This window comes from Hyphococcus aureus (assembly GCF_042643165.1).
GTDB lineage: Bacteria > Pseudomonadota > Alphaproteobacteria > Caulobacterales > Parvularculaceae > Hyphococcus > Hyphococcus aureus.
Map to the genome: position 1 here is coordinate 1927925 of NZ_JBHRSH010000001.1, position 25517 is coordinate 1953441.

At 56.1% G+C, this 25517-nt stretch carries 29 protein-coding genes; 17 read left to right on the forward strand and 12 right to left on the reverse strand.

Translation table 11 applies throughout. The features are described 5' to 3' along the window. The first annotated feature begins 18 nt into the window (after nucleotides 1-18). A complete protein-coding gene (locus ACFOOP_RS09480; protein ID WP_379880696.1) occupies nucleotides 19-447 on the forward strand; it encodes a VOC family protein in 429 nt (142 codons plus the stop codon). Between the two features lie 3 nt (nucleotides 448-450). On the opposite strand, the gene trxB is transcribed toward ACFOOP_RS09480, so the two are convergent. Continuing rightward, on the reverse strand, nucleotides 451-1413 hold the full coding sequence (gene trxB / locus ACFOOP_RS09485) for a thioredoxin-disulfide reductase (protein WP_379881547.1): 963 nt from the start codon (nucleotides 1411-1413) through the stop codon (nucleotides 451-453). A gap of 220 nt (nucleotides 1414-1633) precedes the next feature. On the opposite strand from trxB, the gene ACFOOP_RS09490 reads away from it, so the two are divergent. The 7 genes from ACFOOP_RS09490 (at nucleotide 1634) to ACFOOP_RS09520 (ending at nucleotide 8198) form a co-directional block, all read left to right on the forward strand. Then, a complete protein-coding gene (locus ACFOOP_RS09490) occupies nucleotides 1634-2767 on the forward strand; it encodes a homogentisate 1,2-dioxygenase (RefSeq protein WP_379880697.1) in 1134 nt (377 codons plus the stop codon). After that, nucleotides 2760-3002, forward strand: coding sequence for a DUF6980 family protein (locus tag ACFOOP_RS09495; RefSeq protein ID WP_379880698.1), 243 nt, complete (start codon nucleotides 2760-2762; stop codon nucleotides 3000-3002). The genes ACFOOP_RS09490 and ACFOOP_RS09495 overlap by 8 nt, the downstream gene beginning before the upstream one ends. A gap of 186 nt (nucleotides 3003-3188) precedes the next feature. Continuing rightward, entirely contained in the window at nucleotides 3189-3539 is a 351-nt protein-coding gene (locus ACFOOP_RS09500) for a hypothetical protein (RefSeq protein ID WP_379880700.1), read from the forward strand. A 346-nt stretch (nucleotides 3540-3885) separates the two neighbouring features. Further along, nucleotides 3886-4902, forward strand: a complete 1017-nt coding sequence (locus ACFOOP_RS09505) for a fumarylacetoacetate hydrolase family protein (RefSeq protein ID WP_379880701.1) — start codon at nucleotides 3886-3888, stop codon at nucleotides 4900-4902. A gap of 37 nt (nucleotides 4903-4939) precedes the next feature. Beyond that, the gene (locus ACFOOP_RS09510; RefSeq protein ID WP_379880702.1) at nucleotides 4940-6952 is read left to right on the forward strand and encodes a TonB-dependent receptor; all 2013 of its coding nucleotides are present in this window, start codon (nucleotides 4940-4942) and stop codon (nucleotides 6950-6952) included. A gap of 65 nt (nucleotides 6953-7017) precedes the next feature. Further along, on the forward strand, nucleotides 7018-7926 hold the full coding sequence (locus ACFOOP_RS09515) for an alpha/beta hydrolase (protein WP_379880704.1): 909 nt from the start codon (nucleotides 7018-7020) through the stop codon (nucleotides 7924-7926). Continuing rightward, a complete protein-coding gene (locus tag ACFOOP_RS09520; protein WP_379880705.1) occupies nucleotides 7923-8198 on the forward strand; it encodes a hypothetical protein in 276 nt (91 codons plus the stop codon). Before ACFOOP_RS09515 ends, ACFOOP_RS09520 begins: the two co-directional genes overlap by 4 nt. A 29-nt stretch (nucleotides 8199-8227) precedes the next feature. On the opposite strand, the gene ACFOOP_RS09525 is transcribed toward ACFOOP_RS09520, so the two are convergent. After that, on the reverse strand, nucleotides 8228-8590 hold the full coding sequence (locus ACFOOP_RS09525) for a YMGG-like glycine zipper-containing protein (RefSeq protein WP_379880707.1): 363 nt from the start codon (nucleotides 8588-8590) through the stop codon (nucleotides 8228-8230). 162 nt (nucleotides 8591-8752) lie between these two features. Then, nucleotides 8753-9121 (reverse strand): YMGG-like glycine zipper-containing protein, encoded by a 369-nt coding sequence (locus ACFOOP_RS09530; protein WP_379880708.1) that lies wholly within the window; start codon nucleotides 9119-9121, stop codon nucleotides 8753-8755. A 229-nt stretch (nucleotides 9122-9350) separates the two neighbouring features. Here ACFOOP_RS09530 and ACFOOP_RS09535 point away from each other — a divergent pair, with 229 nt between their 5' ends. Next, on the forward strand, nucleotides 9351-10400 hold the full coding sequence (locus ACFOOP_RS09535; protein ID WP_379880709.1) for an NADP-dependent oxidoreductase: 1050 nt from the start codon (nucleotides 9351-9353) through the stop codon (nucleotides 10398-10400). A 17-nt stretch (nucleotides 10401-10417) separates the two neighbouring features. Here ACFOOP_RS09535 and ACFOOP_RS09540 read toward each other — a convergent pair whose 3' ends face one another. Then, entirely contained in the window at nucleotides 10418-10786 is a 369-nt protein-coding gene (locus ACFOOP_RS09540) for a hypothetical protein (RefSeq protein ID WP_379880710.1), read from the reverse strand. A gap of 385 nt (nucleotides 10787-11171) precedes the next feature. Between ACFOOP_RS09540 and ACFOOP_RS09545 the strand changes: the two genes are divergently transcribed. The 4 genes from ACFOOP_RS09545 to ACFOOP_RS09560 all read left to right on the forward strand — a co-directional run bounded on the left by ACFOOP_RS09545 (nucleotide 11172) and on the right by ACFOOP_RS09560 (nucleotide 13328). Continuing rightward, nucleotides 11172-11663 carry a CC0125/CC1285 family lipoprotein gene (locus ACFOOP_RS09545; protein WP_379880711.1) on the forward strand — a complete coding sequence of 164 codons (492 nt, stop codon included), beginning with the start codon at nucleotides 11172-11174 and terminating at the stop codon, nucleotides 11661-11663. A 2-nt stretch (nucleotides 11664-11665) separates the two neighbouring features. Further along, nucleotides 11666-12202 (forward strand): cupin domain-containing protein, encoded by a 537-nt coding sequence (locus ACFOOP_RS09550; RefSeq protein ID WP_379880712.1) that lies wholly within the window; start codon nucleotides 11666-11668, stop codon nucleotides 12200-12202. A gap of 111 nt (nucleotides 12203-12313) precedes the next feature. Then, on the forward strand, nucleotides 12314-12901 hold the full coding sequence (locus tag ACFOOP_RS09555; RefSeq protein ID WP_379880713.1) for a methyltransferase family protein: 588 nt from the start codon (nucleotides 12314-12316) through the stop codon (nucleotides 12899-12901). Nucleotides 12902-12908: 7 nt separating this feature from the next. Next, nucleotides 12909-13328, forward strand: a complete 420-nt coding sequence (locus ACFOOP_RS09560) for a PaaI family thioesterase (protein WP_379880714.1) — start codon at nucleotides 12909-12911, stop codon at nucleotides 13326-13328. Nucleotides 13329-13335: 7 nt separating this feature from the next. On the opposite strand, the gene rsmA is transcribed toward ACFOOP_RS09560, so the two are convergent. The 6 genes from rsmA to ACFOOP_RS09590 all read right to left on the reverse strand — a co-directional run bounded on the left by rsmA (nucleotide 13336) and on the right by ACFOOP_RS09590 (nucleotide 21218). Next, entirely contained in the window at nucleotides 13336-14163 is an 828-nt protein-coding gene (rsmA, locus tag ACFOOP_RS09565) for a 16S rRNA (adenine(1518)-N(6)/adenine(1519)-N(6))-dimethyltransferase RsmA (protein ID WP_379880715.1), read from the reverse strand. After that, nucleotides 14160-15164, reverse strand: a complete 1005-nt coding sequence (gene pdxA, locus ACFOOP_RS09570; protein ID WP_379880716.1) for a 4-hydroxythreonine-4-phosphate dehydrogenase PdxA — start codon at nucleotides 15162-15164, stop codon at nucleotides 14160-14162. The genes rsmA and pdxA overlap by 4 nt, the downstream gene beginning before the upstream one ends. A gap of 4 nt (nucleotides 15165-15168) precedes the next feature. Further along, a complete protein-coding gene (locus ACFOOP_RS09575; RefSeq protein ID WP_379880718.1) occupies nucleotides 15169-16497 on the reverse strand; it encodes a peptidylprolyl isomerase in 1329 nt (442 codons plus the stop codon). A gap of 76 nt (nucleotides 16498-16573) precedes the next feature. Continuing rightward, a complete protein-coding gene (locus ACFOOP_RS09580; RefSeq protein WP_379880719.1) occupies nucleotides 16574-18898 on the reverse strand; it encodes an LPS-assembly protein LptD in 2325 nt (774 codons plus the stop codon). Nucleotides 18899-19011: 113 nt separating this feature from the next. Continuing rightward, entirely contained in the window at nucleotides 19012-20106 is a 1095-nt protein-coding gene (gene lptG, locus ACFOOP_RS09585; protein WP_379880720.1) for an LPS export ABC transporter permease LptG, read from the reverse strand. Beyond that, on the reverse strand, nucleotides 20106-21218 hold the full coding sequence (locus ACFOOP_RS09590) for an LptF/LptG family permease (protein WP_379880722.1): 1113 nt from the start codon (nucleotides 21216-21218) through the stop codon (nucleotides 20106-20108). The genes lptG and ACFOOP_RS09590 overlap by 1 nt, the downstream gene beginning before the upstream one ends. Before the next feature lie 165 nt (nucleotides 21219-21383). Between ACFOOP_RS09590 and ACFOOP_RS09595 the strand changes: the two genes are divergently transcribed. The 4 genes from ACFOOP_RS09595 to ACFOOP_RS09610 are packed head-to-tail and all read left to right on the forward strand — an operon-like array spanning nucleotide 21384 to nucleotide 24131. Beyond that, nucleotides 21384-22874 (forward strand): leucyl aminopeptidase, encoded by a 1491-nt coding sequence (locus ACFOOP_RS09595; protein ID WP_379880723.1) that lies wholly within the window; start codon nucleotides 21384-21386, stop codon nucleotides 22872-22874. A gap of 21 nt (nucleotides 22875-22895) precedes the next feature. Further along, the gene (locus ACFOOP_RS09600; RefSeq protein WP_379880724.1) at nucleotides 22896-23330 is read left to right on the forward strand and encodes a DUF1499 domain-containing protein; all 435 of its coding nucleotides are present in this window, start codon (nucleotides 22896-22898) and stop codon (nucleotides 23328-23330) included. A 3-nt stretch (nucleotides 23331-23333) separates the two neighbouring features. Beyond that, on the forward strand, nucleotides 23334-23783 hold the full coding sequence (locus ACFOOP_RS09605) for a DNA polymerase III subunit chi (protein WP_379880725.1): 450 nt from the start codon (nucleotides 23334-23336) through the stop codon (nucleotides 23781-23783). Between the two features lie 12 nt (nucleotides 23784-23795). Beyond that, nucleotides 23796-24131: a TraR/DksA family transcriptional regulator gene (locus tag ACFOOP_RS09610; RefSeq protein ID WP_379880726.1), complete on the forward strand. Its 336-nt coding sequence runs from the start codon at nucleotides 23796-23798 to the stop codon at nucleotides 24129-24131. Here ACFOOP_RS09610 and ACFOOP_RS09615 read toward each other — a convergent pair. Both ACFOOP_RS09615 and ACFOOP_RS09620 read right to left on the reverse strand, forming a co-directional pair. Beyond that, nucleotides 24128-25063, reverse strand: coding sequence for a calcium/sodium antiporter (locus ACFOOP_RS09615; RefSeq protein ID WP_379880727.1), 936 nt, complete (start codon nucleotides 25061-25063; stop codon nucleotides 24128-24130). The two genes, ACFOOP_RS09610 and ACFOOP_RS09615, sit on opposite strands and share 4 nt — an antisense overlap. Nucleotides 25064-25164: 101 nt before the next feature. Continuing rightward, nucleotides 25165-25458, reverse strand: coding sequence for a chorismate mutase (locus tag ACFOOP_RS09620; protein ID WP_379880728.1), 294 nt, complete (start codon nucleotides 25456-25458; stop codon nucleotides 25165-25167). Nucleotides 25459-25517: the final 59 nt, after the last annotated feature.

The window sequence follows — 25517 nt, forward strand, 5'->3', positions numbered from 1 at the left end:
GAGAACTGGGGATAGCCCATGAGCCTCAATATCTACCTGACCTTTGACGGCGATTGCGAAGAAGCGTTCGACTATTACAAATCCGTGTTCGGTGGCGAGTTTGCCGTAAAACAGCGTTTTTCAGATGGACCTCCGGAGATGGTGGGCGTCGCTGAAGATGAAAAAAACCGGATCATGCATGTGTCATTGCCACTAGGCGACAATGTGTTGATGGGATCCGACAGGGCGCAGGGGCACGCGGGCTCGCTCGTGAAAGGCAATAATTTTTCGATTTCTTTCACGCCGTCATCGCGCGCAGAAGCAGACGCAGCTTTTGACAAGCTGAAAGACGGCGGCAAGGAATCGATGCCGATGCAGGAAACCTTCTGGGGCTCCTATTTCGGTATGGTAACGGATCGCTACGGCGTTCAGTGGATGATCAATATGGACGCGAATGTGGCGGGTTAGGGTTTACTCCGCCGCTTCGAGCGCGGCTTCCTGGGCGGCGAGAAACTTCTCCGCTTCTAGCGCGGCCATGCAGCCCATGCCTGCGGCGGTCACCGCCTGACGGTAAATATCGTCGGTTACGTCGCCAGCGGCGAACACACCGGGGATCGCAGTCGCTGTCGAATCTGGTTCGGTGACAAGATAGCCATGATCTTTCATGGCGAGCTTGCCCTCGAAAAGTTCAGTTGACGGTTTGTGCCCGATGGCGATGAAAACGCCATCAACTTTAATCTCCTGAGTTTCGCCAGTCTTGACGTTTTTAAGGCGTGCGCCCGTGACGCCGAGAGGGTTCTCGTCTCCAAGAATATCGTCAAGCTTGTGATCCCAGATAACGTCAATATTTTCTTTATTGAAGAGCCGTGTCTGAAGGATCTTCTCCGAACGTAACTCGTCGCGGCGATGGACAAGCGTTACTTTTTTCGCAAGGCCTGAAAGATAAAGCGCTTCTTCAACAGCGGTGTTGCCGCCGCCGACAACTAGGACATCTTTATTTCGATAGAAAAAACCGTCGCAGGTGGCGCAGGCGGAAACCCCGAAACCCTGAAATTTCTGTTCAGAGGGAAGGCCGAGCCATTTCGCCTGAGCGCCAGTAGCAATGACTAGCGCGTCGGCTACATAGGTCTCTCCGCCGTCGCCTTTCAGCGTGAAGGGGCGTTTTGACAGATCCACATCGGTAATCAGGTCGTTGACGAATTCCGTGCCCACATGCTCGGCCTGTGTTTGCATTTGTTCCATCAGCCAAGGGCCCTGAATGACATCCGCAAAACCTGGATAGTTCTCAACATCGGTGGTGATGGTCATCTGACCGCCGGGTTGGAGTCCATGCACCAGCAGCGGTTTTAACCCTGCTCGGGCGGCATAGATGGCGGCGGTGAGGCCGGCGGGCCCGGAGCCCAGAATCAGCAAAGGGGTCTTCTTCACGGCTATTCCTCGAATATTGTCTGGCCCCTAAAATGGGTCCCGTGTTGGCGCAGGCAAGACGCGCTCGCACACGCGTTACCAAAGGCCCGCCGCAAGGGGAAGGGCGGCTTTTCCCCGTAGCTCATCTGGGTGTAAGTCGGCTTGCTTGCCGGCAAAAAAAATGGTAACAAATGTTACTAATTTGACCAAATGGGCCACTTGAAGCGAAAGGGCCGAAGGAGAGCGGATGTCGCGCAGATGGATCACCCCAAGCCGGGTTGAAGGCGAAGCTTCTCGGCAGGCGCATGCTGACATGCCAGACGGCACCTATGAGCGCGAAATCTCCAAAGAAGGGTTTTTCGGTCCCGCAGCGTTCATGCATCACCGTCGCCCACCTACGGGCTGGGTGAATTTCGAAGGGCCGCTGCGCCCGCGCGCTTTCGATCTAGCTGCAATGAAAGGCGCTAATCCCTCTCCATGGGCAGCGCCGCGCATTCTCCACAACAACGCGACAGAAATCAGATACTGGAAGCTAGATAGTGCGATGCCGTCACTGGCGCGCAATGGCGACGGGGACCAGTTGTTGTTTGTGCATGAAGGGAAGGGTGATCTCTTCTGCGATTACGGCCATCTGCAATTTGAAGCTGGCGACTACATTATGCTGCCACGAGGGACCATGTGGCGGCTCGCGCCGTCGAGCCTCGCGTCAATCCTTATGATTGAAGCCACCAACAGTCATTACACGCTGCCGGATAAGGGCCTTCTCGGACCGCATGCAATTTTCGACCCGGCTGTAATGAATGCGCCAAAAATCAACGGCGCTTTCAAGGCGCATCAGGCGGATGATGGCGAAACACGCGTTGAAATCAAAAAGCGTGGGGAGGTTTCAGTCGCCACCTATCCTTACAATCCGCTGGATGTTGTTGGCTGGCATGGAGAGCTTTCGCCGGTTCAATTGAATGTCCGCGATATCCGCCCGATTATGTCGCATCGGTATCATGTGCCGCCTTCAGCCCATACAACATTTCTGTCTGATCGGTTTGTCGTGTGCACTTTCGCACCACGTCCCTTCGAGACCGATCCCGGCGCATTGAAAGTGCCGTTCTTCCATAATAACGACGATTATGATGAGGTGCTGTTCTATCATGCCGGCGATTTCTTCAGTCGCGACAATATTGATGCTGGGATGATGACGTTTCACCCTTCAGGCTTCACGCACGGCCCCCACCCAAAGGCGCTGAAAAATATGCTCGAGCAGAAAAAGCCGGCGACGGATGAGTATGCAGTTATGGTCGACACGCGTGATCCGCTGAATATTGGAGAGAGCGCTGGCGCTGTTGAAAATCTGGACTATGTGAACAGCTGGCGCGGGAATGACTGAAACGGCGCGCACACAGCACCCCGATCCTGAGAGCCTGTGTTGTGAATCCATGCAGGCGGCGCTGGAGATGAATTGTTCCGAGCATGACGATCCGTTTGAGTGCCCGGACAGCCTCATCGCCTATAATGAAGGTCTCAATCAGTTTGCGCTAATAGTGCATGACGGCGGCAGGGACGTGATATTGATTCGCCATTGTCCTTGGTGCGGCGCGGCACTTTCCGGCGGAGATCAGTGACGGGGTACACTGACCCGTGCAGTGTCCTAATTTGCGAGTGATTACCGAGAGTTCAAAAAGAAAAATGATTATAAAAGGGAGGTTTTTCGGGACATTCTAGCTGTTTGTTCAGCGCCTCATTTTCGCCACGGAACATTTGCGTCCCCAGGCCGTTTCTCCTCTATCAGCAGAAACGGAGACGACGATATGTTGAAGCAAGTTTCATTCGCCGTTCTGGCGGGGGCGATGTTAGCGAGCGCGCCGGCTCATGCACAAGTCAGTCTGGGGGTAGGCGCCGATGTCGATCTCGGCGTTGATGTCCGGGTAGGCGATCCGTATACTTATAAAGGCCATCGTTCCGGCAGATGGTATGCCTATGAAGAGCCTCGGCGACGTCACCGTTATTACGAAGCTTATGGCGGTTATGACTGCTACAAGGCCTTCCAATATACGTGGCATGACGGTCACAGAGCTCGTTACGATGCTTATTGGTGTTATGATGAAGGCGGCCGCAAATATGAAGTGAGCCGTACGCGAGCTGTTGTTCGGATCAGGTAGAACTAACGATTTTCATTGATCGGCCCGTTGGCGTTTTTGCGCCGGCGGGCTTTGCTTTTTTGGGCCTATCGGTTAAATCCTGCGCAATGAAAATACAGTGAATATAAACAGGCTCCTATATGGCAAAGATAAAAGCCTTCGTTAAAGGTGAACGTGATCGCTATAGTACGCATGATGAGATAGATGCAGAGTACTTTAGCTTTGAACGAGATGGCCGACGTCTCTTACAGATTGACATGTATGGCCGAGATAAGCGTCAAATACCGGGTAAGACGAGCCAGACCATACAATTGGATAAAGACGCTGCGATGCAGTTGGCGTCCATATTGAAAAAGGAATTCAATCTGTGAAACTCGCATCTTTGAAGAGCGGCCGCGATGGACGGCTGGTTGTCGTCTCCAACGATTTAACACGCTACACGGACGCAGAGCGTGTCGCGCCGACCATGCAAGCGGCGCTTGATGATTGGGAGCATTGTGAGCCCGGCTTGCGCGAATTGGCCCATGGCGTTGAAACTGGTTCAGTCCCTGTCGAGCGCTTTCATGAGCGTGAATGCGCATCACCATTGCCAAGAGCTTATCAGTGGGCGGATGGTTCCGCCTACATCAACCATGTAGAGCTTGTTCGGAAAGCACGTAACGCCGAAGTGCCGGCGAGTTTTTATGAAGACCCGCTGATGTATCAGGGCGGATCTGATTCATTTTTAGGTCCTCGCGACGATATTGTCATGCCAACGGATGAAGGCTGGGGCATAGACATGGAGGCGGAGATCGCCGTTATAACCGGCGATGTGCCTATGGGGGTCACACCAGAAGAGGCTAAGGGTTATATCCGCCTTGTTATGTTGGTGAATGACGTCTCCTTGCGCGGCCTTATTCCGGCGGAACTGGCCAAAGGCTTTGGCTTTTTCCAATCGAAACCCTCATCGGCTTTTACGCCGGTGGCCGTGACGCCCGATGCGTTGGGTGACGCCTGGGATGGGGGCGCCGTTCATCTGCCGCTCTTGGTGCGCTACAATGGCGAGCCCTTCGGACAGGCGAATGCCGGCAAGGACCTGACCTTCAACTTCCCGCAACTGATCGCTCATGCCGCAAAGTCCCGGCCGCTGGGCGCTGGCGCTATTATTGGCTCAGGCACAGTTTCTAATAAGCTCGACGGCGGGCCGGGCAAGTCTATCGCTGACGGTGGTGACGGATATTCCTGTATTGCAGAAATTCGTACTATTGAGACAATCTACGACGGCGAGGCCAAAACGCCTTTCATGAAATTCGGCGACACGGTCGAAATCAAGATGAAGGACAAGAATGGCCACTCTATCTTTGGTTCAATTTCGCAAAAGGTGGCGAAATACGAGCGGAAATAGTAAGGCTGGGGCTGCGAGTTGAAGCGAGTTCCCGGTTGTGAAGAATCTTTCTGTCTTTTGCGCTTGTCTCTTGTCGGTCACGACCTTGACGCCGGTCCTGGCTGAAGACGGGATTGTCGTTACTGCCGAGCGGCGCGCCACAGCTTTGTCTGATGTGCCGCAGAGCATTACGGCAATTACCGCCAATGATATTGAGCTTATCGATGCCGACCATATTTCGGAGATATTGTCGCGTGCGCCGGGCGTAACGCTTCATCGCGGCTCCGGCGCTGAACAATTGACGGCTATCCGGTCGCCCGTCCTCACATCAGGCGCGGGTGCCGGCTCATTTCTCTTTCTTGAAAATGGCGTCGCCATCCGTTCTGCCGGGTTTGCTAATATCAATGGGCTGTTCGATGCTCATTATGAAATTGCAGACCGTATCGAGATTGTGCGCGGACCGTCCGGCGCGCTTTATGGCGCCAACGCTATTCATGGCGTCGTTAATGTGCTGACGCCATCGCCGTCAGAGAATTTTTCGGTTTTTGCGGAAGCTTATGGCGACACCCAGGACCGCTACAAATTCAAAGGCAGTGTTTCAGGAACTGAAGGCGCCAATGGTCTTTATGCGGCTGCTTCAGTCACTACCGAAGCTGGCTACCGTGTCGATGCGGGGCTCGACCAGCAAAAGCTGACCTTGCGTCATGTTTATGATGATGGCCGCGTCAGCGTGGATACGATCTTTTCCTTCGATAATCTTGAACAGGAAACCGCAGGCTTCATTTTTGGGGCGGCGACCCTCAAGGACAAAGAGCTGCGCAAAACCAATGATTTTCCGCAGGCCTATCGCGACGCCAAGGCGGCGCGGCTCCAGTCTACAATCGAGTTCGACGCTGGTGAGCAAACACGCATTCAAGTGACGCCATATGCGCGCTGGAGCGAGATGGAATTTCCCCAGCATTTTTTGCCGTCAAACGCGCTTGAGAAAAATGGACATAAGAGTGTTGGGGTTCAGAGCGCGGTTTATCATGATGTCGGGCCTCTTTCGCTCATTGCCGGGATCGATGCGGAATATACGGACGGGTTCTTGTCCGAGTTCCAGTCAATGCCGCAGGTGTTTTCATATACGCCGGGCCTTCATTACGATTATGACGTCAAGGCCGTAAACGCTTCCGGGTTTGTGCAGGGCGAACATGCTTTGGGGCCGCGCACTACAGCGAGCGCCGCGATCCGCGTTGACGGCACAATCTATAAATATGACAACATGACGGATAGTGATGTCGTCGGGCGCTTTCTGCGGCTTCCCGATCAAACAGATAGATTTGTTACGGCGAGCCCGAAATTCTCATTGCGTCATGAACTAGATGATGATGCTTCGGTTTATGTCAGCTATGCGCGCGGTGCTCGTCCGCCCCAGACGACAGATCTGTACCGCCTGCAAATCAACCAGACCGGCGACCAGGCGCGCCCTGAGACGATTGATGCAGTTGAGCTTGGCTTTCGCGGCGCGTTTGGCGAGCGGATTAATCTCGAACTCGCCGGATTCTTCATGGACAAGGACAATTTTTTCTTTCGGGACGCCGATGGGTTCAATGTGGCTGACGGAAAGACGCGCCATGTCGGCGTGGAAGCGGATGTCCGGATTGATCTATTGAAAACGCTGACCCTGCAAAGTGCGTTTACTTATGCAAAGCACACGTATCGTTTTGATAGACCTGTCGGCAATGCGACCGAGGCGATCAGCTTTGGCGACGATGTGGATACGGCGCCGCGGGTCATGGCGAATACGCGACTTCAATGGCGGCCTGTGGACCGCATCATGGCGGAGGCTGAGTGGGTCGCGATGGGATCTTATTTTACGGATGCGGCCAATGACCATAAATATGAGGGTCATGATATTTTCAACCTGCGCGCCGAACTGGGGCTCACGGAGGCGCTTGCCGCTTTTGTCATGGTGCGTAATGTAACCAATGAACTTTACGCTGAGCGTGCGGATTTCGCCTTTGGTAATGATCGTTATTTCCCCGGTGAAACCAGAACCTTTGGCTTTGGGCTGCGTTATCGAAACTGAGTTGATGCCTTGAAGGCTTTTCCCTCTTGAGAGAAACGTCTACCCTTTAGAAAAAGGGAGGCGGCATGCCGAGCATTCAGGCGGTTCTGTTCAATTGGGTAATGAAGGCGACGTTCAAGTCGAAGCCGATCCACCTCCTGGAGGCGAAGACCTTGCGTGACGGGGCGGACGCGCTGGCGCCGAAACAACCGCCAGCAGGTGTTTCTTGCGATGTGGTTGAGGGCGCGGTCAAAGGAGAATGGCACCGGGCTGAAAATGCAGAGCCCGGCCGGACTGTGCTTTATATCCATGGCGGAGGGTATGTTTTCGGGTCGCCAAGGTCTCATCGCGCCTTTACCTATTCACTTGCAAAAGCTGCACAGGCCGAGATCTTCTCACTCGAGTATCGCATGGCGCCGGAACATCCTTTTCCTGCTGCGGTGGATGACGCGGTCGCCGCTTATGAATGGCTGTTAGGGGAGGGGCGGGATCCCGCAAAGCTTGTGATTGGCGGTGATTCCGCTGGCGGCGGTCTGGCGTTGGCGCTGCTCTTGTCCATCAAGGCGCGTGGGCTGCCGAGCCCTGCGGGCGCGCTCTTGCTCTCGCCATGGACGGACCTCGCTACGACCGGCGCCTCTCTCGACGAGAATGAGAAATCAGATGCCATGTTCAAAAAGGTTTATATTGTTGAGGGCGCAAAGCGGTATCTCGCCGCTGCCGACCCGAAAGCGCCGCTAGCATCGCCGCTTTATGCTGATCTTACAGGGTTGCCGCCTATGTTGATCTTCGTCAGCGACAGCGAAGTTTTACGGGATGATTCAACAAGGCTTCAAGAAAGACTGTCGGCCGCAGGGGTGCAATCTAAACTCGTGACGGAGAAAGGGTTGATCCATGTCTGGCCAATCTTTCCGGGCCGCTTTCCCGAGGCGATGAAATCAATCCGCGAAGCGGCGGCTTTCATACGGGAAAAAACCGAAATGGATGTGGCTGCATGAGGACGGACCTGGCCAAGCTTGTGATCGCAGTTATACTCGACCTTGCGGACTTCACCATCGGCCGTATGGGGATCATTATCCCGGGCTTTGAAATGGGGTTCGATGCGGTGTTGGGCGTGGCTGCTGTAGCGCTATGGGGCTGGCCAGGCCTTTTTGCTTTCTGGGAGCTCGCCGATCCGACGGGACAGGCGGATGCGTTTGTTCCCACAATGACTTTAATTGCACTGAGCCAGATGGGTAAGGGCAGAAAAAAACGCCCGCAGCTTGATTAAACCTGCGAGCGTATGGCGATTTGATCTTTTTACGGTCTGCCGCGCCCATAGGAGCGGAACTCACCGTTCTCCCACCAGGTGTCGCCATATTGGGGGTCGACATAATAATAACGGCCGGCGCGCTCATCATAATAGCGGCGGTCGCCGTTCTTGGCGCGGTTCCAGCATTCATTCGAGCGTTCACAACCGACGATTGCGCCGCCGATAGCGCCGATCGCGGCGCCATACGCCGCGCCTCGGCCGGGTTTGCCTGCAATCACTTCACCGGCGACGGCGCCTGCAGCCGCGCCTGCAGCGGCGCCATAAACCGCGTTTCTTTCTGCTGTGCCTGACTGTGTACAGGCGGAAACCAGCATTATTCCACTGATGGCTGAGGTAAGAACAAGTTTCATGGGGTGCTCCCTATCTCACTGCTCCTGTTGCGGAGCGCACATGAATGGCAACACGAGAGTTTGCAGTATCGTTCCGAAGCTTTCCGCTATGCAATCTTGTGCATAGCAAACAGCCCGCCTCCGCCGAGACGGGCCGTTCGCTTACGCAACTAACCTGTGGGATCAGTAGCCGCGGCGACGGGGTGGATTGCGGCCATATTCACGGAAGGAGCCATCCTCCCAATAGGTGTCGCCATATTCCGGGTCTTCATAATAATACCGGCCTGAATAGCGATCATACTGACGATAACCGTTATCGCGGGCGCGGCCCCAGCAAGTGCCGGCGCGTGAGCAGCCCTCATAGGCGCCTAGCGCCGCGCCAACCAGCGCACCATAGGCTGCGCCTTTGCCGGGGCTGCCAGCGAAAATCTCGCCAGCGATCGCACCGCCAGCGGCGCCAAGAACTGCGCCTGTAAACGCGCCTTCGCCGGTGGACTGGCAGCCCGTCACGGCGAGCATTAGCGCGCCGGAAGCCACAATCAGATTCTTCATGATCTATCTCCTTCGCATGGGGGATGCGTGAAATTCGCTTTTCTAACTCAACCACATGCGGCCCCTGCCGCCTTGTCAAAAATTAATTAACCGTTCAGGCAAGGCGAGAATGAGGCGGAGAAGGGGCGGATTTGGGCCAAAGCGGGCTAGGTGCATCACGCTCTTGCGAGGAGGGCGGAATGCCATAGGGTGCGGGAAAAGCGCCTGTGCAGCCAAGCAGGCGGTATTAATGGAGAAGATGATGGGCGAGCGGCGATCAAAAGCGGTTTTTCTGAAAGCGTATCCGGCGGGGATGCCTGCGGAGAGTGACTTTGTTGAAAGCGATTTCGAGGTTTCGGCGCCGGGGCCTGGGGAAATGCTTTGCCGCACTGTCTGGATGTCAGTTGACCCTTATATGCGCGGTCGGATGCGGCCAGACGTAAAAAGTTATATTCCGCCATTTTCGCTGGACCGCCCGCTTGAAGGGGGCGCTGTTTCTGAAGTGGTCGAATCGAATATCGACGGCTTTGCGCCGGGCGATTATGTCGTCGATTTCCTGGGCGGCTGGAAAGAATATTACGTCTCAAAGGGTGAGCGCACCCAAAAAGTCGATCCGGGAATGGCGCCGCTTTCCGCCTATCTTGGCGTTCTCGGTATGCCGGGGCTCACGGCTTGGTCGGGCGTGACGCAAATCCTGAAGCCGAAAGAAGGGGAGACGATGTTTGTCTCGGGCGCCGCCGGGGCTGTTGGTTCTGTCGTCTGCCAGCTCGGGAAAGCCAAAGGTTGCCGTGTTATCGCTTCTGCGGGTTCGAAGGAAAAATGCGACTGGCTCGAAAAAGTGGCGGGCGTCGATGTCGCACTGAACTACAAGGATTACAAGAATGCTGCTGAACTGACGAAGGCGCTGGCGGAAGCAGCGCCTAAAGGCGTTGACTGCTATTTCGAAAATGTCGGCGGCATGCATCTTGAGGCGGCGCTGAACTGCATTGCGTTGGGGGGACGTATGGCGTGGTGTGGGATGATTGCTCAATATAATAACAAGGAAGCAGAACCCGGCCCGCCGAACCTGATCAATGTCGTCGGGCGCGGTGTCATGATCCGGGGCTTTATCGTGTCTGAATATATGGACAAGGTGATGGAGTTCGCCATGGAAGTGGCGCCGCTTCTCGCACAAGGCAAAATCAAGTTTCAGGAGTCCGTCTATGAAGGTTTAGGCAAAGCGCCTGAAGCCTTTATAGGTCTTTTCAAAGGCGAGAATTTCGGTAAGGCCGTAGTGCGCGTCGGTCCTGATCGCATCTAGAAGCTAGGCGGCAGGCATTAACCTGCCTGCCGCCTGATCAACCGCTCCAGATCGTCAATGACGGAGAGAATGAGTTGATCGGACGGATTTTCGGCGGGAGTGGCGCCAAGAACATCCATGCGCCAGAGTTCGAGCTTGTTTCTGACGCCTGCCAGGCTTTCCGCTTTCATGGCGCAGGCCGTGTTGATCAACTGCTCATTCTCGCTAAGCAGCTCTGTTTCTTCGCTATCAAGCTGTGCCTGGCGTGTCGCTTCTGCGGGTTGCTCACGGCCAATTTCCCGCAGCCGGGAAAGGGTGCTGACATAATTCTCAACAAGCGACTCAAATCGTTTGTCATTGGCGCGGGTTTTTAGTTCCGCAATATCGGCGGTTGATGGGTTTTTCACATTCCCCTCCTCAAAAAATTTTGTTGCGCCGATCCGGCGCTATTATCGGACATAAGTATGATTTTATCCGTTTTAGCGGAGGCAGTCACTGAATAGGGCGGCGGAAGCAAGCCGACCAAAGGTGATCGGAGCACAGGATAGCAGGCGCAATCAGCCATACGGTCCATTTCCCCCTCACTCACGCACTCTTCCCGCAAAATGACGCTGGGTGATTCGGCTGAGGCGCGCAAGCGAGATTCTGCTAATTTCAGGCTGTACTAAATATCTCGCGTAAAAACCGTAATTTGAAAGCCTACGCTCCGGCGCGGCTCGTATAATAGGGGCATGCATCTTTTGCGTGAGCTCTGGCCTGGTGCTAACATTTTGCGAGTTATGGGAGGCTTTTATGAACAAGCTTATCATTTTGGCCGCGGCGATGTCGCTCGCTGCTTGCGCCACGGTGGGGCCCGCGAATTACGGTCCGGCGGACCCCAAAGGATTTGGTTATGAAGAAACACGGATCGAATCCAACCGCTATCGCATTACCTATCGTGGGTCTGGCGACATGCCGCCCGAAGCCGTTGAGGATTATGCGCTAAAACGCGCGGGCGAACTGGCGCTGCAAAATGGTTATGACTGGTTCCGTGTTATCGGCCGCAATACGACGGGTGAACAGCGCGGCGGTGTGGGCATCGGCGCGGGGGTGGGGGGCGGCTCTTATGGGCGCAGCACAGGCGTCGGCGTTGGCGTAAGCGGCGATCTCGGCAAGATCGGCGGGCGCGATTATTTCACCACGCGTCTTGAGGTGTTGATGGGCGAAGGCGAGCCTCCGGAAGACGGTGATTTTTATGACGCCAGTGATGTTGTTGCGCGCATCGCGCCTGCGGTTATTGAGTAATCATGGATTGGCAATCGCTCCGCCGCATCGTTACGGATAACAATAAAGAAGGCCGTTCACGCGTATTGATTGATGGCGCCGCCGCAAAACTGGTTGCGCTCGAGGAGGCGGGGCTGGCTGAAATCTGGTCCGCTGATCTTGATGAGGCCAGGCTCCTGGATGCTAAGGATCATTTGGCTGACGCGGATTTGAGGCTTGAGCCGGATCCGGGGTCGGTAAAAGTGCGCTGGTTTACGATTGCACGCGAAGATCCGGCCAAAACCATCGAAGAGCTTGAAGCATCTGCAGCCTTCGGTTTTGGCGCTGTTGGGGCTGGCCATTGCCGTGTTGACACGACCCGGCATCCGGCGATGCACAAGACTCAGTCTCTCGATGTCATCGTGCTTGTGAAGGGAATTGTGGATTTGCTGCTTGATGATGGCGAGGCGGTGGGGTTGAAGCCCGGCGATGTTGTGATCCAGCGTGCAACCAACCATGGCTGGGTCAATCGCGGTGACGATACGGCCCTGCTAGTAGCTGTTCTGATTCATGCGGCCTGAGAAGTTTTTATATAACATACATTCGGGATAACATTACTCTTTATGCGGATAAATCTTGCGTTTTACGCTTAAAAGTTTTTACCTGTCGCTCTTTGGAAAGCGGAGCGGCGTATGTCTCAAGAAATGCTGGCCTGGCGGGTCGCCTTAATCGTCATTCTTCTGATGGGCTGGATGATTGCTTTTGGCATTGCTCTGAGACTACGCGGCGTCAATCCGAACGCCGTCGCAGAGCGAAACACCAACTGGATGCAGCGTTGTTTGATCGCAGGGGCGGGCGTTCTCGATCTCTACTTTGTTTTTCGTGCGCCTTTTCCGGTGTTGGACGATCTTGTCGCGACGCGAGAGTCACCGGCGCCCTGGGCTGCGCTGGGGCTTCTTATTTTCAGCGCAGTGATCATACTCGCCAGTCAGGCCGGTATGGGCCGGTCTTGGCGGGTGGGCGTCCCGGGGGCGGAAAATCATGTAGACGCGCTGGTAGTGGGCGGCCTCAACCGCTTTTCTCGAAATCCGGTCTATCTCGGTGTGATGCTTTTTCTTATCGGCGGACTTTTAGCAGCTCCCGGGCCTCTGACTGCAGTTGCGGTGATTGTCAGTTTTGTTGGACTGACTATCATCATTCGGCAGGAAGAGCATTATTTGCACGGCCGTTTCGGCGCACAATACGACGCTTATGCGCGGCGTGTGCGCCGATGGATATGAGGATCAGATGAGCGAAGAAAACCTCGCCAGCGCGTTCAATCAGAACAACGCACCCTTCGCAAAAATGATGGGTGTGACGATGACGCTGGTGACGAAAGAACGCATTGAAGGTGAACTGCTGGTGACGCCTGATCACTGCACAATACCGGCGACGCTCCATGGCGGCGCTATTATGGCTTTCGCCGATAATATGGGCGGAATCGGCGCTTTCATGAACATGCCGCAGGGGTTCATGACGACGACAATTGAAAGTAAAACTAATTTTCTGCGCGCAATTCCGGTTGGGCAGACCGCGAAAGCCGTGACAACGCCAGTTAATCTTGGCCGCACGCTTCAGGTCTGGAAGACGGATGTTTTCCGTGAGGATGGAAAGCTTGCGGCCGTGGTGACGCAAACGCAGTTGGTTCGCCAACCAAAAGAAAGCTGAGCTTGCTTTATTCCGCAATAACTAGAGCCAGTTTCTTGAACTGATCGATACTCAGCTCTTCGGCCCGCCGTGTTTCTTCAATATTGGCTGACAGGAGCGTTTCGGAAAGTTTATCGCCGAAAATAGGTTTTAGTGAAGATCGCAACATTTTTCGGCGCTGCGAGAAAGCCGCCTGCGTTACTTTCTCTAGTGCGCCTAGCGCCGGAAAGCCTTCCCGAGGCTGTTCAAATAAAACGACGCTGGAGTCGACTTTTGGCGGTGGGGTAAAGGCGCGCGCGGGAAGATTGAAGGCGCGCGAGGGTACAGAGGTCGTCTGCGCGATCACAGAAAGTCGGCCATAAGCTTTTGATCCCGGCGCTGCGAGGATGCGGTCGGCCACTTCCTTTTGAAACATCAGCGCCATTACGGACCATAAAGCGGGGCCTGCTTTCAGCCATTTGATCAGCAACTCCGTCGATATGTTGTAGGGAAGGTTGGCGACAATCTTCACCGGCGTTTTTCCAGCCAGAAATGTAGTTTCATCTGCGGTCAGTGCGTCGGCTTCGATTACCGCAAGTTTGTTGTCGAAAAAAGCGGCGACTTCGCTAAGGGCTTCGATACAGCGATGATCGCGCTCAATGGCGGTGACGTGCGCGCCTGTTTCAAGAAGCGCTCGGGTGAGACCGCCAGGCCCCGGGCCGATTTCCAGCACCTGATCGCCACTGCCAATATCGGCCGTGCGCGCGATTTTTCGCGTCATGTTGAGATCGAGAAGGAAATGCTGGCCAAGCGACTTCTTTGCGCCAAGCTCATAGCGCTCAATCACATCGCGCAGGGGAGGAAGGGGCGCGCTCATGGGGTGCGGTGTGCGACCATGGCAGCGGCCATTTTTATAGCGGCTATCAGACTGTCGGCGCGGGCGACCCCTTTGCCGGCGATGTCGAGGGCTGTGCCATGATCTGGCGAGGTACGGATGATAGGGAGGCCGAGCGTTATATTCACAGCGTCATGAAAGGCCATCGTCTTTGCCGGGATAAGAGCCTGGTCATGCAGCATACAGATCGCGGCGTCATAAGTTGTCCGCGCTTCGGCGTGGAACATAGTGTCGGCGGGAAGGGGGCCGCGAGCGTCAATAGCGGAAGCTCTTAACGCTGCAATCGCAGGCGCGATGATCTCCTCGTCTTCGCGGCCTAATGCGCCTGCTTCACCAGCATGTGGGTTAAGTCCGGAAATCGCAAGGCGGGGAGCGGTGACGCCGAATTCCTGAGCGAGCGCTTGTGCTGTGACCGTTGCGGTTTGCACAATCATGTCCGTGTTGAGTGCGCGCGCCGCTTCGATGACGGATTGATGGATGGTGACCGGGACGGTTTTCAGCTCCGGCCCCGCAAGCATCATAACCGGACCGCGCAAACGCCCGACCGGCATTGCAGCGTCTTTCGTTAAATCGGCGAGGAATTCCGTGTGTCCTGGAAACTTGAAGCCTGCGGCGATCAGCGCTGATTTCTGTATGGGATTGGTGACGACGCCGGAGGCTGCGTCGGAGAGTGCAAACGCGACGGCGCGGGTGATGCTTTCGATGACGGCGTCGGCATTTGAGGAAGATGCCGCGCCAGGCGTTGCGATGACAGGCATCTCAAGCGGCAACACAGGAAGCTTGTTTGTAAAAACCGACGCAGCCTCTTCGGGCCTGGCAATCAGGGCGATTTTCTCCGCTGGGAAGAGTGACGGGTCCGCGATGACAAAAAAGACACTGTCTTTCCTCAAGGTCTCCCAGGCGGCGAGGGTTATTTCCGGGCCGACGCCGCCGGGCTCACCCATGGTCACGGCTAAGGGAGCCGGGGCAAGGGGAGCAGGCATGGTTCTAGCCGTTCGGTTGCGTCAGGTTATAGGAGCGGATGTCGACCATGGAGTCGCGTTCAATATCACGCAGATATTGTTGGCCAATCCGTTCGAGCTGGCGCGAATATATCCGGTTTTCAATTGCTGCGCGGGACGGAAGGCCAAGGCCTTCATCCTTGTCGCAAACATAAGCCGAATGATAAGCGCCGTCCGCTTCAATCACTGTAGACTGCTCGCCCCGTTCGAGATCCTCGATGAAAGGGCGGAAACGCTCATCTATTTTATCGAGTGTAACGTTTTCCAGAAGGCTGAAACCGACCCCTTTACCCATATCGATTCGGAGGCCTCGGCTGAAACAGACTTCAGCAGTTTCAATATTTTCAAGCGCTGCGTGCGCTGCGGCGTTGCCCAGGGATTCATCGGCGCTGGCATAAGCGAGAGTGAATGTAGGTTCGCCTGCAATTGCGGCGGCGCGTTTGTCGCGAACTGCGAGAATAATGAATGCGCCGTCGGAAGGGATGGGGTTGGTGACTGATCCCGGCGGCAACGTCCTGATTGCATTGTCGAGCTCTTCATCAAGCTCGCCTGCGCGCACCCAGCCAAGGTCGCCGCCTACAGCAGCCGTCGTGCATGCGGAGAATTGCTGTGCGACGACCGCGAAGGGAACGCCGCGGCGCATCTGTTCGATCAGCTGTAATGAGCCCTGATAATATTCCTGGGCCTGTGATGGATTGTCGACGGGAATGCAGATTTCGGAAACAAGGAACTGTTCCTTGCTGACGTCTTCGCGCATGCGTTCCAGCGTCGTCTCAATTTCGTCTTCATTAACGCGCACCCGATCACGATAACGGCCCTGCACCAGCTGCGGCCAGGCGATTTGGCTGCGAATTTGCTCTTTCAGAGTGTTCACCGAGATGCCGGCGTTGCCCAGTTCGTCAACCATTTGATCAACAGTGATGTTGGATTGGGCCGCCATCAGCGAGAGATCATTCTGAACTTCGTCCTCGCCGACAACGAGGTCCCACTTCCCAGTTTCCTGAAGTTTCAGACGTTCTTCAATCAGGTCACGCAGGGCCTGGGCCTGGATTTGAGGCATGGCTTCTGGCGGAATCTGGCCGCCTGCGGAGATGAGCATGAGCTTCATACGCTGGCGCACATCGAATGTAGTGACCACAGCGTCATTGACCACGGCAGCCACGGCGCTTGGCGGTACGCCGGAACGCTCAATCACCTGATCGCTGGTTAAACCCTCGGAATTGGTCTGAATTTGCGCCGCCGCCGGCGTCAGGAGGGCAGCCGCCAGACCCGTCGCGATAAAGTAAGCAACTGAACTAATTACGGAAAATCGCATTCTGTGGGTTGTCCTGTAATTTGTATTCACGCCCGCCTACGGGGAAAATAGTGGTAATTGCCGCCTGTGCAAGCGCTCAATTGACCAATGATTTCAAGGTGAAGGTAAGCAAAATAGCATTATCGGGCTCGACATTACGCGTGCGGGTGCGATCGCGGCGATAGGTTAGGCCGAGCATGGAGCACTCGTCTTCATAGCCAACCGAGAAATTCTGCTGGATCGTCTGGTTGCTGTCGAGATCAAGACGCCAGCCGCCGCCAACCGACCAGTGTCGTGTGAGCTTAATATTGGCGTTTGCCGTCAACTCTTCGCGCTTGACGAGATTATTGGCGATATTCTCTTCATTCAAACGTACATAGCTGAGACCCGCGCGAATAATTTTTCCGCGATAATAGGCGCGCGATTCAGCGCGCTGGACATCGCCAGAATTGTTGTCGATCCGGAACCGGTTTTCGAGGCCGACTTTATTTTTGTACTCAATGTTTAAGGAGCCGACGATGTCGGAGCTTTTTTCTCCGAGGCCTGAAGAATCGTTGAAGGCCTTGGTTTCCTGCAAGCGGATCTGCTGGCCGATTGATCCTTCAACAAGAAAGCCGTTCAGCGTTTCGGCGGATGCTGTCACGCCGATATTCATTCGCTGACCGTCTTCGAAAGCGTCGTAACCAGTTGCTTTATTGAAGTCGAAAAGGCCAGCGTAATCGAATTCGATGCTTTGCGAATCTTCGTTGATAATATCGTCGTCATTCAGCCCTGTCGGGCTGGCGATGAGCTGTACACGCGGCTCTATGTAGAGCTGTGCGCCGTGGAATTCACGCGCCAGCGGGTATGTCCATTCAAGCCCAATGGTGGGGGCAAAGCGCGAAGTAATATCGCTTGTGTCGGTTTCCGAGAAGCCCGGGAAACCGATAGCGCACGGAGCATCGCCGCTAAAACAGACTTCCGTGCCTTGGTCCAGGTCCTGATAAGAAAATACATCGGCGCGCGCTTTGGCGAAGAGATTGAAGCGGTGGCCGCCGCGGGTGATGATGTCCCGGTCCCACTCGAGCGATGTGGTGAAGCGCTGAGAGTCGATGCCTTGTGTGCGATAGAGCGAGGCGATGTTCGCCCGCGCCGTCACGGCGCCGCCGGCGACTTTTGAGTTGAAGTCATGCCGGAAGTCGATCAGCGGCAGCACATAAGGCGTGGTTCTGGCGTCATCGATGCGGCCAAGGCCCTGTTCCATCATCGCCAGCCGGTTTTGCTGTGTTCTGAGGCCCTGAAACAGATAAGTATCGATAGTTAGATGCGAACCGCCCTCGTTCCAGGCAACGCGTGCATTGCTGCGAAGCTGATTGGTGCGGCTGCGGTCGAGCTCCTGGCGCAAATCGCCGCGGCGCTCAACGTCGTATTGACGCAGATATTCCTTATCGGAAATGCGCTCGAAGTCATAGCTTGCACGCCAGTTTTCGCCGAAGTCACGGTGGCCGCGTCCGAACAGGTGCCAGCGAACCCCCGGCGTGCTTTCCGTGAAAGCTGCTGGCGTCGTTGTATCGTTGGGGGCGTCGATTACCCCGCCAGAGAGGACATGATAGCCGTTAGCGCCGCGGCGACGCCATTCTGCCTGCCACAAGACGCCGTCCTTCGCCGTGTATTTTGGAAAAAATGTTGCGTCCTGTGAATTCGAGATAGCCAGATAGTAGGGCAGCTCGATATTGAAGCCGAGGCGGCTCGATGCGCCAATATCCGGAGGCAAAAATCCCGACTGACGCTCCACCGAAGGATCCGGCGTTTGCAAATAGGGCGCGTAAATAATCGGTACGCCCGCAATTTCAAGAAAGGCGTGATGAAACCGAAGAACCTTGCGTTCCTCGTCCCGCGTAACGCGCAGCGCCTTGATGCGCCATGTTGGTGTTTTTGGCTCGCCATCCTTGTTGCAGACATTGCATGACGTATAGACGGCGCGGTTAAGGCGCGTACGGGCGCCTTGTTCTCGCACCGCGCTATCGGCGGCGAGGCGCGCGTTATCTTCCAGAAGCGCGCTGAAATTTTCTGCGATGCCGTCACGCAGGTCGCCGGAGAGCTCAACCCGTCCGGCAAAGGCCGTTTCCATGTTGGCGTCAGTGATTGAAACATTGCCCTCGGCGATGACAATGTCGGTTTCGGGATCGTAGATCAAACGGTCGGCGCGAAGGTACCGTGCGCCGAAATAGGCCCGCACATCGCCTTCTGCGATGATCGGTCCATCGTCAAATTCGCGCTCGACGCTGTCCGCTTCGAACAGGACCTGATCGGACTCATTCTCGCTGGCTGTGACGGTTGGGGCGGCCGCCCATGCGGGCGGCGCAGCCAACAGGCCAGTGGCAGCGCCCGCAAGCACTGTCGTCATCAACAGGCGCGCTATAAGGCGGTTACTGGTTGACACGGAATGTAGGCCCTTCGCCGCGCGAATCACTGAAATTATCGTGGGGGTAGAGTTATATGAGGCGGTTGGCGAGGTCCAGCCGATAGCCCTTTTCCGGAGGGCGCCGGCCTTTCCTATCCATCCTCCAGATGCAACAGGACGGTCACGGCCGCAAGGCTCGCCACCACAGCCGGAATCCAGGCGGCCAGAGCCGCGGGGGCAAGCCCCGATTCACCCAGGGCTGTGGAGATTTCGGAGATGATGAACAGCGAAAATCCGGCGATGATCGACCCTACCGCCAGTTTAAGGGCACCGCCGGTTCGGGTCGGGCGCATTGAAAAGGCGGCGGCGATCAACACCATGGCGAGCAACTTCAAGGGTGTGGAGCACAAATCGTGAAAACGGATATTGTAGCGCACGGTGGGCACTCCTGCGGCTTCGGCCAGAAGAATAAAGCGGGGTAGGCTCCACAGAGACAGGGTCTCTGGCGGCGCCACCCTTTCGCGTAAGTTTCCGGAGGTGAGGGAGGTGCGCACGGCGTAGATCGGCGTGAATTGTTCATTTTCCACGCCGGGCGCCCGCAACCGCGCATCGTGAAGCTCCAATGTGCGGCCGGAGAGGAAGGCCTCCGAGGCGTCCAATCGTTCAAGAAATTTATTCTCGGGATCGAAGCGCCAGATCGTCACCTTCTCGAGCGCCGCCCTTGTGTTGTCGTAATTGGCGGCGTTGATAATGAGCTGACCGTTTTCGTCGCGCTGACGCAGCCAGATGCCATCGCCAAAGATGCGCACCAGATTGCGGTCACCGCCTTCCATGCGGGATTTAAGCGTTTCAGCCTGCGAGAGAAAATGCGCCGACAGGGGGTCGACGGCTGTGATGATGAAGAAACCTGAAATGGCGGCGATCAGGGCCGACGGACCAAGCAAGCGCCATACGGAAAGACCCGCTGAGCGCATAACAGAAATTTCCGACCGTTTGTTCAACTGGTGGAACATCCAGATTGAACCGAACAGGAATACGAATGGGATGAGCGCCTGCACATTGGAAGGCGCGCGCAACAAAGTCATGCTGAGCGCCAGACCGAAATCGCCGCCAGCAATCTTGCCGCTGAAGCGCATGTTTTCAATGAGATCCACCAGCATGACGAGTGCTGTGAGAACAGCGAAAAGGCCGCCGACGGCGATGAAGGTGCGTGAGAGGATATAACGGAAAAGTGTGATGGGCGGCATCAGGCGGCGCCTTCAGCCAGCTTGCGCCGCATCGGCGGTGGCGCAAAGAGAAGGAAGGCGGAGGAGCCGATGGCGGCGAGGGGCGCCGCATAGATGAGCCACATTTCACCATTCGCACCGGCGAAACCCTGCGCCAGAAAGCCGGCGACACGCAGCAGAAAAATCGCTGCGCCAGCCATGACGACCCGGATGAAATAGCTGCGCCGCGAATAAGAGCCGCCGATCAGGGCGTAAAGCCCGATAAAAACATAGGCGAAGGCGTAAAGCGGCGCCGTGATACGGGCGTGGCCCTCTGCAATCAGCTTTGTGGCATTCTGACGATCGTAAATCTTCGACATATCCGGATTGAGAAGTTCGCCGAGGTAACGCTCAGTCATTTCCAGCTGCAATTCTCCGGCGCCCTGTCGCATCGAAGAGATGTCGATAGCCCAGTCTTGATACTGGATGATGTCGACCTTGCCCGTATATTGCGCGACCGTTTGAATATTGCCGTTTTTTAGCAGCAGAACCGGACCGCTATCAGTTTCTCTCAAGATAGCGCGCTGGGCGAAATAGGTCTTGCGGTCCTTGGCGTTGCGGTAGTCGTTAATCAAAAGACCTATAAACTGATTGCCTGGGCGTATTTCATCTACATACACTGTCAGTCCGTCAGCAGCGTCGATGAATTCACCGCTCCGCAACAGAGAGCTGACAAAGTCTGCGCGAATATCCGCCACCATGTGTTTCATGATACGATAGGTGCGCGGCATAAGGTCTACATTGACATAGAAAGTCACCAGCGCCGCGAGAGTGGTTATGGCCAACAGCGGCGCCGCAATGCGCAATCGGCTAACGCCAGCGGCGAACATGACAGCGATTTCGCTATCGGTATGGAGGCGATGGAGGGCGTAAACCACGGCGCCGAAAAGCGCGAAAGGGATGATCACCGCGAGAAGGCTCGGGATAATCAATACGCTCAGGATTAAAAAAACGCTCAGACCCTGCCCGTGTTCGATAATGATGTCGACGCGCTGGAGGGTTTGGGTCATCCACACGATGGCGGTGGTGACGATCAGAATCAAGGCAAGCGGCGTCAGGCACTGGCGCAGGATATATTTGTCCAGGCTGCTCACAGAAATCCCGTCTTCCTTTCTCCCGCGGCGGCGCTAGAGTAGCGCCGCCAAGCCGCCCATCCTTATCGTCAGGTCGGGCCTAGCACAAACCTGTCCGCCGCCAAAAGCGCCCATGGGCGCAGGCGCGAGAACAGATGAAAAACGGAACTGGAAAAGAGGACTTTCATGCAAATCACGTTTTCCGCAGCGGCGCTTCCCAAAAGCGGCGCTATTGTCATTCCGGTCTTTGAGAGCGGCCCAAAACCAAAAGCTTACGCCGATCTCGACAAAGCCACGGAAGGCGCGCTGGAGCGGGCGGTCAAGGCGGCGGATTTCAAGGGCAAGAAAGAAAAGGCGCTGGACATCGTCGCCCCGTCGGGGGTGGCGAACAGCCGTATCATCCTTCTCGGGGCGGGTGATTCGAAATCCTTCACGGCGCTTGACGCAGAGGCGCTGGGCGGCGCCGCTGCGGCCCGTCTTTTGGGGTGCGCCGACAAGACCGGAATTATCGCGGTGACCGGGCTTTCCGCCAAGGCAGTCGCCGCGGATGAGCTGTCTGCGCGAATCGCCATTGGCGCGCGAATGAAGTGTTACCGCTTCGATAAGTACCGCACCAAAGAGAAGAAAGAGGACAAGCCCGTTCTCACCAAGATCACGATTGCGACAACCTCCACCAAGGCGAAAGAAGTATACGCAGATCTTGAGAAAATCAGTGACGGCGTATTCCTGACACGGGATCTTGTGTCTGAGCCTGCAAACATCCTGTTCCCTGATAGCTTCGCCAAACGCTGCCAGGAGCTGGAAAAGCTTGGCGTCAAGGTGAAGGTGCTTGGCGAAACGGAGATGAAAAAGCTCGGCATGGGGTCGCTGCTCGGTGTCGGCTATGGCTCCGACAAGGAATCAAAGCTCGTCGCCATGGAATGGATGGGCGGTAAGAAAGGCGAAGCGCCGGTTGCTTTCGTTGGCAAGGGCGTCACCTTCGACACGGGCGGTATTTCATTGAAACCCGCCCCCGGCATGGAAGATATGAAATGGGATATGGGCGGCGCGGGCGCAGTGACCGGCGCCATGGCCTCACTTGCCGGCCGTAAGGCCAAGGCGAATGTCGTCGGCGTTATCGGACTTGTTGAAAACATGCCCGACGGCAAGGCGCAGCGTCCCGGCGATGTCGTCACGTCCATGTCCGGTCAGACGATTGAAGTTCTGAACACCGATGCGGAAGGCCGCCTTGTGCTCGCCGATGCGCTGTGGTGGACGCAGGAAACCTACAAGCCGAAAACAGTGATCGATCTGGCGACCTTGACCGGAGCCATTATCGTCGCCCTTGCGCATGAATTCGCCGGCGTCTTCACAAAGGACGACAAGCTCGCCAAACAACTCGACGCTGCAGGCGATGCGAGCGGCGACAAGCTCTGGCGTATGCCGCTGACCAAAGCGCATGACGAGATGATCAAGTCTGAAATCGCTGACATGCAAAATATCGGCGGCAAAGGCGGGGGATCATCAACGGCGGCGGCGTTTCTTGGCCGCTTCATCAAAGAGGGTGTTTCCTGGGCGCATCTCGATATTGCTGGCATGGCCTGGAATACGAAAGACAAGCCTACATGTCCCAAAGGTGGATCGGGGTTTGGCGTTCGTCTCCTCGACGAATTCATTCGCACCCATCACGAGGGCTAATACAGCGCAAGGGAACGGTCTATGAAGCTCATTGCTATTATTGTTATCGGCGTTATCCTCGCCGGTATTATCGGCTTCATAGCGCTTGCGCAGAAATCGAAAAACGGCGCGCCGCCGGGCCTTGTCGATGGCGCGCTGGCGCAGTGTCCGTCGTCTCCTAATTGCGTGACTAGTGAAGCGGGAGTGCCCGAGAGTCATGCAATTGAACCTCTGCCGCTGTCGTCTTGGGACAAGCTGCCGGATACAATTCAGGAAAACGGCGGGCGCGTCGTCGCCTTGCGCAATGATTATATAGGCGCGGTCTTTTCAACGCCTCTGATGGGCTTTGCCGATGACGTTGAGTTTCGCAAAGGCGAAACGCAAGTGCATGTGCGTTCCGCCTCTCGCGTTGGTCACAGTGACATGGGCGCCAACCGCAAGCGCGTAGAAGCTTTGCGGGCGGCGCTTGCAGAGTAAGTCATGACCGATGTCATGTTTTATCATCTGGAGCGTGGTGGCCTTGAAGATGTTTTGCCGGGGCTACTGGAAAAGACCCTGGAGCGTGGTTGGCGCGCGGTGGTGCGGGCATCCTCGCGCGAGCGTGTCGAGGCGCTTGATGGATTTCTGTGGACATATCGCGATGAGTCGTTTTTGCCGCACGGGGCTGCGGGTGATGGCGAAGCACAGCCTGTCTGGCTGACGGATGGCGAGGATGCGCCGAACAAAGCGGATGTCCTGTTTTTGACCGACAATGCTTCCGCCGAGGCGAATACCGTTGGCGCTTTTACCCGTTGCGTGACGATTTTTGATGGGCGTGACGAGGACGCGCTCAGCGCGGCGCGCGCTTTCTGGAAGGAAGCGAAAGCGGCCGGCCATGACGTCGCCTATTGGAAACAGTCGCCGAAAGGGCGCTGGGAAAAACAGAATTAAGGGCCGCATCCCATGAGCGGCGTCAATCTTGATCATTTTCGCGCACTTCTGGAAGCACGGCGAGAGGAGCTACACGCTCTTTCCGCCAGCGCAAAGGATGCACGCAAACCTGTCGAACTCGATCAGCAGTCCATTGGCCGTCTCTCGCGCCAGGATGCGCTTCAGCAACAGGCTATGGCAAAAGCGCAGGATTCGCGCCGGGCGGCTGAGCTGCGCAAGATTGAGATTGCGTTCAAACGTCTTGATGAAGGCGAATATGGTTACTGCGCCGAATGCGGCGAGGCGATTGCGCCTAAACGCTTGGAAATCGATCTTACCGCTACGCGTTGCGCCGCCTGCGCCGCTTAGGCGTTTACTGCGAGAAAGCTAATGTATGCGGCGTAACCGAGAACCAGCACAGCGCCCTCCCAGCGTTCGATGCGGTTGCCGGTAATGGCGAATAGAATCAGCGCTGCCGTCGCCGCCGCCATGATCCAGTTGTCAAAGCGGATAATGGCGAACGGCGCGGCGACCGGGTGAACAAGGGCAGTGGCGCCAAGAATGCCCAGGATGTTGTAGATATTGGAACCGACAATGTTGCCGAAGGCGAGATCGCTCTTGCCGCGCAGACTCGCAACGACCGACGTCATAAGTTCCGGCAAAGACGTTCCAACCGCGACAATAGTAAGGCCGATTAGCGTTTCCGAGACATTGAACGCCGTCGCAATACCGATCGCGCCTGTGATAAGCAACTTGGCGCCGCCGATGAGCAGGGCAAGCCCTGCGATAGCGAAGGCGACTGACGGAAAAAACGGACGCCGCGCCTCATGGGGAATGTCGAGAAGCTGCGCCTCCGACGCGCGCTTTTCGGTCATATATGCCCAGGCAATATAGACCAAGAGCGCGGCGACAAAAGCGCCGCCGGCGATGCGCCCATATTCGCCGGTCATGGAGACCCCGATGGCGGCGAGAGTTGAAAAAGCGAGCACCGGCGCATCGCGGCGAAAACCGTCAGCGCCCACCGGCACGGGGGCGATCAGGGCGGCGACACCAAGGATCAGGAGGATGTTGGCGATGTTCGATCCTACGACATTGCCAACTGCGACACCGGGAGATCCCGCAAATGCAGCGCTAATGCTCGATACCAGTTCGGGAGCGGAGGTGCCGAACCCCACCAGGGTGACACCAATCAGGAGTTCGGAAAGACCAAACCGCCGGGCGAGCGCAGTTGCGCCGCGGATCAGCGACTCCGCGCCAAGCGTCAACAGAACCAGGCCGATGGCGATGAAAAGCCAGAACATGAGGTATAGCCCCGGGAAGACTGGCAAGGGCATATAAGGAGCCGCCGCCTTTTCGCCAGTAGAAATTAAGCCGTATGGAAATTATTTTTTTATGAGAGGATCTATTTTTCTTTCAGGCGCTCTTCTTCATATTGAATGCCCCAGCCGATTATAAGCCGCCAGAGGGCTTCAGCCATTTCCGGGGGCATGCCGGCGATTTCCGCGCGCGATTTCACTTTTTCAATGACGTCGCGGTTACGCCAGGGAACCGAGGCTTCCGCAGCCGAACGCTTGAACACCCAGGCCCGGTCCACATAGGTCCAGCGCTCGGAAAGGAGGTCGACAAGCGCCTGATCGACCCTGTCGATCTCGGCGCGGACTTCCTCCATGGTTTCGCAGTCAGCGGCTTTCTTCATTTCTCAATCCCCAAACACTTACAAGGCCAGAATGCCAAGTCCCGACGCCTTTCGCAAAT